We start from the raw sequence: 6,807 nt of genomic DNA, 5'->3' as shown, positions 1-6,807 counted from the left end.
GAAGGAAAGTTAACCACTGCATATCAACTTACCATCAGCCGTTCGGGACAAAAACCGTCATAACCACTGGCTTCAACCGATAAAATCACCACAAAAAGGGCCACACAGATAGATCAATTACCTATAAATAGCAGCAAATCAAATTAAAGCATTTAAAAAACAACTGAATTAAATTGATCGTTTTTTGATCAATCATGAATAAAGATCACATTAATTTAGGATAAATTCACAACAGGCAAATGGGGTAAATCAACCAACCAAAAACAAGGGTTATCAGTGTTTGTGGTTACATAAAAACCGATGATATTTTACTCACCACACACCGATCGGTTGTGTGGTATTGATGACAACTTCAGCGGTTTCGCCCTCGGTGGCAAAGACACTCTCACTGGCTTTGATAACGTTGACGTTGTCGAGATGACTCAACCGATTGGAGGCTTTTAGCTCTATTTTGCTGAACGCGCCTGCCATCAAGTCGGGTAAGCCTTTGATGTAGGCTTTCAGAGTGGTGATGTGCTTATCAAACACTTCATCCGAGAGATAGGCGTATCGCAGCTTAGTGGCTTGGTCGTGGAGAAATTCCAGTCGAGACTGAAGTTTGTTCAGCAGCGACTCGAGGTTGTCACTGCCCGCTTTCTTTGCCGCCAACCAGTCGACTCGTACTGGTAGCGCTGCGGATTGCCTTATTCGAGGGTGTCAGAAGTTCAACTCTTTACCCACTTTTCTGAGGTTAAACACCTCTACACTATTAGAAAATGTCTGAAGTTGCTGAGAATCCACCCCAGCGATAAATTTTGAATCTGGCTTTTCGAATGCCCCAAGTCCAGCAAAGAACTTGATTAGCGTTTTATTTTCACTTTGAGTCAGAGACTGCATCAGAGCGTCCGATTCTCGCTTTGAACAGCCATATAATTTCTCTTGGTAAAGATAAAACGCTACTCCCTTTTTCTTTTCCACATCCAAAGATTGGAACCAAGAATTATCAGGAAAACTTGCTTCGCTCGCTTCTGACAAGGCTAGGCACTTCTCTGTTTTCGCAACCCAATCAGTAATGGTTTGCTCTGTATTTGCTTGAGCTGCACATCCAGTTAATAACGCGATAGACGCCACGAATTTATATAGCTGCATTACTGACACACTCCCAAAACCTTTTTTCTTTACCAGATGTCTCCCACGACATTTGGCTAGCAACAAGATGTATTCTACTTTTGACGATAGCAGGAACCGAACTCATTAGTTTCCTAAACATTTCCCAATCATGCTCTCTGATAGTTAACATCATAGATGTAGGGAGTTTTAGTCATGCTTGGAGTGCCAAAAATATAATAAAATGGTGTAGCAGATAACGCACTCGCCAACAAATTTCCAGAAGACATGATCTCTTTCACTTCTGTGATTGCTCGCTTACTTCTATGATTCAGCTTCAAATCACTAATTTGACAATAACCTAACTCAGCCATTCTATTTTCTCCTATTGTAGATAAAGTTTTTATTTGACATCAATGAAATAATAAAATGATCATTGAATACGTGCGCGCATGTACGCCAACATTCGATCAGCGCTTGGATACGGGGCAATACACATGGTGTTGGCGTTGTTCATGGTCATCTTATCGATGAGGCGGGCCACCCCTTTGCCTTTAATCAAGACCGTCGGTGAAGCGGTGATGAACTCCGCTTGCGCCTCGATAGTACCGGAGGCGATGCTTTTTTATCACCGCCAGTACAACATGGCAAACTTACTGCCATGTTGTGTTCCCTCACAATTAGGTCACATTAGTTAAGGTCGATTTTTTGCGCTTGAAGTGTTTGAAGCTTTTCTGCTCTTGAAGCGATATAGTCTGCTTTCGACGTAATGCGCCCTGACCGAGCATCGTATTGAGTCGACGCCTGTTGGCTCTTTAATGTCAGACTTTCCGTCCCTTCTAGGGTTATCTTGTCGGCTTTTATGATTAGCGTTTCTTCGCCTAGCAGGGAAAAATAGATATCGGTCAAGATAGGTTTAGCGAGGTCGTCGCCGACAAATTCAATTTTGCATGTCAATTGATTATCGATCGCCATATGTATCTCAGTTTTGGTGAATCCGCGCCCGATGGACGCCCAAGTCGGCTCCTCTGTCGCGCTATTTCCAAAAGCCACCTTGACCTTGTGATGCTCTGAATCCGCTTCAAGAATGCGAGCAAGGCGTACGAGTAGTTTTCCGTTTGTGTCATTTAAGTAAGTCATGTTGTTGCCTCTCCGTGGTGGTTATGAACTTACCCTCAACCTACCATCAGCCGCTCCGGACAAAAACCGTCACAAAAACTAGCCTTAAACGACAAAATCACCACAAAAAGGGCAGTTAAAATAGGCTAACTACCTATAAAGCTCGCAAAATCAAATTAAATCATTTAAAAAACAACTGATTTGAATTGATTACTTTTTGATCAATTATAAATAGAGATCACATTAATTTAGGATAAATTAACAACAGGTAAATAGGGTAAATCAACCAACCAAAAACAAGGCTTATCTGTGTTTATGGTTACATTAAAACCAATGATATTTTTACTCACCACACCGCGATGAGACCACAATGGCGGATTCGCAGGCATAAAAAAGCCCGGGTTAACCCGGGCTTTGGTTACAAAAACTGTTAGTTGTGAAATAGTAAGGAATCTAAGCTAACAGCCAGCTATGCGTAACGCCAGTTTTTGCCCTCTTCTTAACTGATCAGCGGCCAAACCAAAAGTGTTAAGTCGAGAAACAAAATGGGCGACCCTGCGGTCGCCCTTATTTTTCTTATTAGCCTTTCACACCACCGGCGGTTAAACCTCCAACCAACCAGCGCTGTGCAAGTAAGAAGACGATGGTAATTGGTAATGCAGACAAGACGGCTGCTGCCGCGAAATCACCCCAGAGATAGTTCTGAGGGTATAGGTACTGCTGCATACCAACCGCTAATGTGTACGAGTCTACATCAGAAAGTAGCAAAGATGCCACTGGAACTTCACCGACCACCATAATGAATGACAAAATAAACACTACGGCCAGAATAGGCACTGATAGGGGAAGTAGAACCAATCGGAACGCCTGCCAAGGTGTCGCGCCATCCAATGCTGCCGCTTCTTCCAACGAGTTGTCAATCGTCTCAAAGTATCCCTTAATCGTCCAAACGTGAAGCGCGATACCACCGAGGTAAGAGAAGATTAAACCTCCATGAGTATTGAGACCTAGGAACGGAATATACTGACCGAGTTTATCGAACAACGCATAGATGGCGACCAAAGCCAGTACAGCTGGGAACATCTGGAAAATCATCATTGCTTTTAGGATGGTGTTTTTGCCTTTGAACTTCATGCGGGCAAATGCATACGCCGAAGTGGTAGACAGTGACACGATGAGAATCGAACTAATACCCGCTACTTTCACCGAGTTCCATAGCCATGTTAGAACAGGGAATGGTGGTGGCGTTACCGACCCATCCGCATGGGTGACTGAGAAGCCTAATGCCAGTTTCCAGTGCTCTAAAGAGGGATTTTCCGGAATAAGACTGCCCGTTGCGAAATTACCTTCACGGAATGAAATTGCGATGATCATCAACAAAGGGAAGATGATCAGTGCTAGGAAAGCCCACATTGCAATGTGAGTAGCCCAAACACGGTATTTTAATGACTTACCTTGTACCATTGCCATTATGTTTCTCCTTAGTCCTGAGCTACTTTTGTGACACGAAGGTTTAACAGTGCTAGCGCACCAACCAACAGGAAGATCAGCGTTGCGATTGCACTTGCCAAACCAAAGTCTTGACCACCAGCGCCTTCAAATGCGATGCGGTATGTGTAGTTAACCAGAAGGTCTGTATAACCGGCAGGTTCCGAAGTACCAATCATGTTCGGGCCGCCTTGCGTCAACAATTGAATCAATACGAAGTTGTTGAAGTTAAAAGCAAAGCTAGCAATCAGCAGCGGTGTCAACGGTTTGATCATCAAGGGTAGTGTGATGCGACGGAAATTGTCGATAAAGTTCGCCCCATCAATCGCTGATGCTTCATACAAATCTTCCGGAATCGCTTTCAGTAGGCCCATACATAGAATCATCATGTAAGGGAAGCCCAACCAAGTATTGACGATGATAATCATCAGTTTTGCTAAGAAGGGATCAGAGAACCAAGTTGGGCTGATACCAAACATCGCTTCCAATACCATGTTTACTTCACCAAAGCTCTGGTTGAACAAACCTTTGAAGATCAGAATCGAGATAAACGCAGGTACCGCGTAAGGCAGAATCAATAGAACGCGATACACCGCACGCCCTTTCAGCTCTTCCCACTGAACGACGCTTGCCAGAATTAATCCAATCAGTACGGTTAGCGCGACACTAACGGCTGAAAACACAATTGTCCAAATGAAAATACTGATAAAGGGTTCTTTAATCCCGTCGTCTTTCCAAACACGTTCAAAGTTATCTGTGCCAATTGTGACGATGAAACCAGGTGACACCGTTGAACCCACAAATTGGCCATTGTTATCAACAGGCTGGTAAAAGCCAACGTCGTTGTTAGGACGCAGGGTCTCTTGCGTCTCATTGTTGTAGAGTGATTCTCCATCAGCTTGCAAAGTGTACAATGGCACCACAGCAGCAAACTTGCGTAAACCACTCATGCGGATGTCTTCACCGGATGGCATGTGTAGGTCTACCGCACCAAGAACGGATTTGTTCTTGATGATGGTTTTAATTTTCTCTTTTTCGCCTGCTACTTGCTCAACCGGAGACAACGACATATCACCTGATAGCGTAGCGAGGTTGAATTCTTCCGTTGCGAATAGCTGGCCGCCTTTTTTGACTGAGATACGATGGCCATTCTCTGTCTTGATCAGGGAAAACGGATAGCTATCACCACTTTGATAAGTACGATCAAGCAGAACAGACTGAGCACGTTCAAAGGAGAGCTGATTTTTTGCACTGTAGTTAGTGAAGGCAAGACCAACGGTGTACGCCAGTGGAAAAAGGATGAATAAAATCATGCCTGCGATGCCTGGATATATGTAGCGATGTGCGTAAGTCTTTTTACTACCAAAGATATAAAGAGCAAGAGCGGTTACGATAAGGGTAAGAAGTGCGAACGCAATCTCACCGCGTGAATACATTAAAATCGTCGCGTAGCCATTAAGAATACCGACTGAGCCAAGAAGTGCCCATTTTATGAATACATTTTTACTTGAAGGCAAGCTCGTTGTTGGTGATGTCATTGCATCTGTACCTTGAACTGACTGCATAAAAAGAACCTGCTAGCGATAATAAAACAAAAAATGAAGGAGGAGTTACCCCCTCCTTAAAAAGGTCGACAATTATTTTGTCATTTGTTTTTCTGCGTCAGCCAGAGCTGCATCTACAGACTGACGACCATCAACAATGTTGATGATGGCGTTCTTAGCACTGCCCCAGAACGCGTTCATTTGTGGGATGTTTGGCATGATTTCACCATTCATCGCGTTGTCCATTGTCGCTGCAATACGCTTATCTGAGTCTAGCTCACGCTGGAAGGAGTTTAGCGCAACCGCCCCTAATGGCTTGTCATTATTTATTTTGCGTAGGCCATCGTTAGTTAGAAGGTAGTTTTCAATGAACTCAACCGCTAGGTCTTTGTTTGGCGACGCTGTGCTGATACCTGCCGTCAAAACACCAACGAATGGTTTAGAAGATTGGCCATTAAATTTAGGCAAAGTGGTGACACCGTAGTTGATGCCAGATTTCTCGATGTTGCCCCACGCCCACGGACCGTTAATGGTCATCGCTGTGTTGCCTTGGTTAAATGCAGACTCAGAAACAGAATAATCCATGTCAGAAGAGATCACACCTTTGTCTACCAGACCTTTTACAAAGTCCATCGCGTCTTTCACGCCTTCATTGGCAATACCCGCATCTTTAACGTCATAACCTTCCGCACCATATTTGAATGCGTAACCACCGTCAGCAGCCATTAACGGCCATGTGAAGTATGGTTCTTTCAGGTTCCACATAATGGCAGACTTGCCTTCTTTCTTTAGTTTAGTGTCAAGTGCTTCGACTTCTTCCCAGCTCTTTGGTGGGTTTGGGACAAGGTCTTTGTTGTAGATCAGAGAAAGTGATTCAACCGCCACTGGGTAACCAATGATTTTGCCGTTGTATTTCACCGCATCCCAAGCAAAGTCTACGATGCCTTCTTTGACTTCTTTAGACGGCTTAACCTCACTCAGAAGACCCGCTTCTGCGTATCCGCCAAAACGGTCATGAGCCCAGAACACAATATCAGGACCGTCGCCAGTCGCTGCTGTTTGAGGAAACTTATCTTGTAGCGCATCCGGGTGAGCCACTGTCACTTTGATGCCAGTCTCTTCTTCAAACTGTTTACCTACTTCAGCCAGTCCGTTGTAACCTTTATCGCCGTTTATCCAGATAGTTAATTGACCTTCTTCGATAGCAGCATTTGCACCAAATGAGCCAAGAGCAACTAGGGTCCCTAGTGCCACTGTGCTTAGGGCATTTTTCATGTTCATATCCTTTTTATATTTGTATTGTAGGGCTCCACCGCTGGGAGGTTTCACCGTATTTCGACATACATTTTTAGCTAAACTGTCAATTAGCTCATCCTCCTACTCCCTACGCCCTCGGTATTATGGCCTATTTTCGTGATCATCATCTGTCACCCTAGGCGACGAAAATCACAAAAATGATGCTTAACGTGATCGGCTTCACCATCAGGCCCCAGATTTCTTTGAACTCGATCTAACTCCGTGCAGTGAGCGCTCCTCTCCCTACTCCCCGTCTACTACCCCTTTAAAAAAA

The 6,807-nt window shown here is 44.3% G+C and carries 7 protein-coding genes and 1 pseudogene; all 8 read right to left on the bottom strand.

Annotation, left to right across the window (positions count from 1 at the left end; genetic code table 11):
• Window positions 1–312: 312 nt before the first annotated feature.
• The 8 genes and pseudogenes from TW84_RS18500 to malE all read right to left on the bottom strand — a co-directional run bounded on the left by TW84_RS18500 (window position 313) and on the right by malE (window position 6,512).
• Window positions 313–648: a hypothetical protein gene (locus TW84_RS18500; protein WP_045977104.1), complete on the bottom strand. Its 336-nt coding sequence runs from the start codon at window positions 646–648 to the stop codon at window positions 313–315.
• 48 nt (window positions 649–696) lie between these two features.
• Window positions 697–1,128 (bottom strand): hypothetical protein, encoded by a 432-nt coding sequence (locus TW84_RS18495; protein WP_045977103.1) that lies wholly within the window; start codon window positions 1,126–1,128, stop codon window positions 697–699.
• Window positions 1,129–1,256: 128 nt separating this feature from the next.
• On the bottom strand, window positions 1,257–1,460 hold the full coding sequence (locus TW84_RS25115) for a hypothetical protein (RefSeq protein WP_052707940.1): 204 nt from the start codon (window positions 1,458–1,460) through the stop codon (window positions 1,257–1,259).
• A 116-nt stretch (window positions 1,461–1,576) separates the two neighbouring features.
• Window positions 1,577–1,711 (bottom strand): annotated as a pseudogene (locus tag TW84_RS24190) (PAAR-like domain-containing protein); the annotation flags it as partial.
• 65 nt (window positions 1,712–1,776) lie between these two features.
• Entirely contained in the window at window positions 1,777–2,226 is a 450-nt protein-coding gene (locus tag TW84_RS18485; RefSeq protein WP_045977102.1) for a hypothetical protein, read from the bottom strand.
• A 558-nt stretch (window positions 2,227–2,784) separates the two neighbouring features.
• On the bottom strand, window positions 2,785–3,675 hold the full coding sequence (malG, locus tag TW84_RS18480; RefSeq protein WP_045977101.1) for a maltose ABC transporter permease MalG: 891 nt from the start codon (window positions 3,673–3,675) through the stop codon (window positions 2,785–2,787).
• 11 nt (window positions 3,676–3,686) lie between these two features.
• Window positions 3,687–5,258, bottom strand: a complete 1,572-nt coding sequence (gene malF, locus TW84_RS18475) for a maltose ABC transporter permease MalF (protein WP_045977100.1) — start codon at window positions 5,256–5,258, stop codon at window positions 3,687–3,689.
• Between the two features lie 72 nt (window positions 5,259–5,330).
• Entirely contained in the window at window positions 5,331–6,512 is a 1,182-nt protein-coding gene (malE, locus tag TW84_RS18470; RefSeq protein ID WP_045977099.1) for a maltose/maltodextrin ABC transporter substrate-binding protein MalE, read from the bottom strand.
• Window positions 6,513–6,807: the final 295 nt, after the last annotated feature.

The sequence above is a fragment of the Vibrio neptunius genome (genome assembly GCF_000967495.1).
In the GTDB taxonomy this organism is placed as follows: Bacteria; Pseudomonadota; Gammaproteobacteria; order Enterobacterales; family Vibrionaceae; genus Vibrio; species Vibrio neptunius.
Note: the sequence above shows the minus strand (reverse complement) of the source record. Positions and strands in the feature narration are given on the sequence as shown.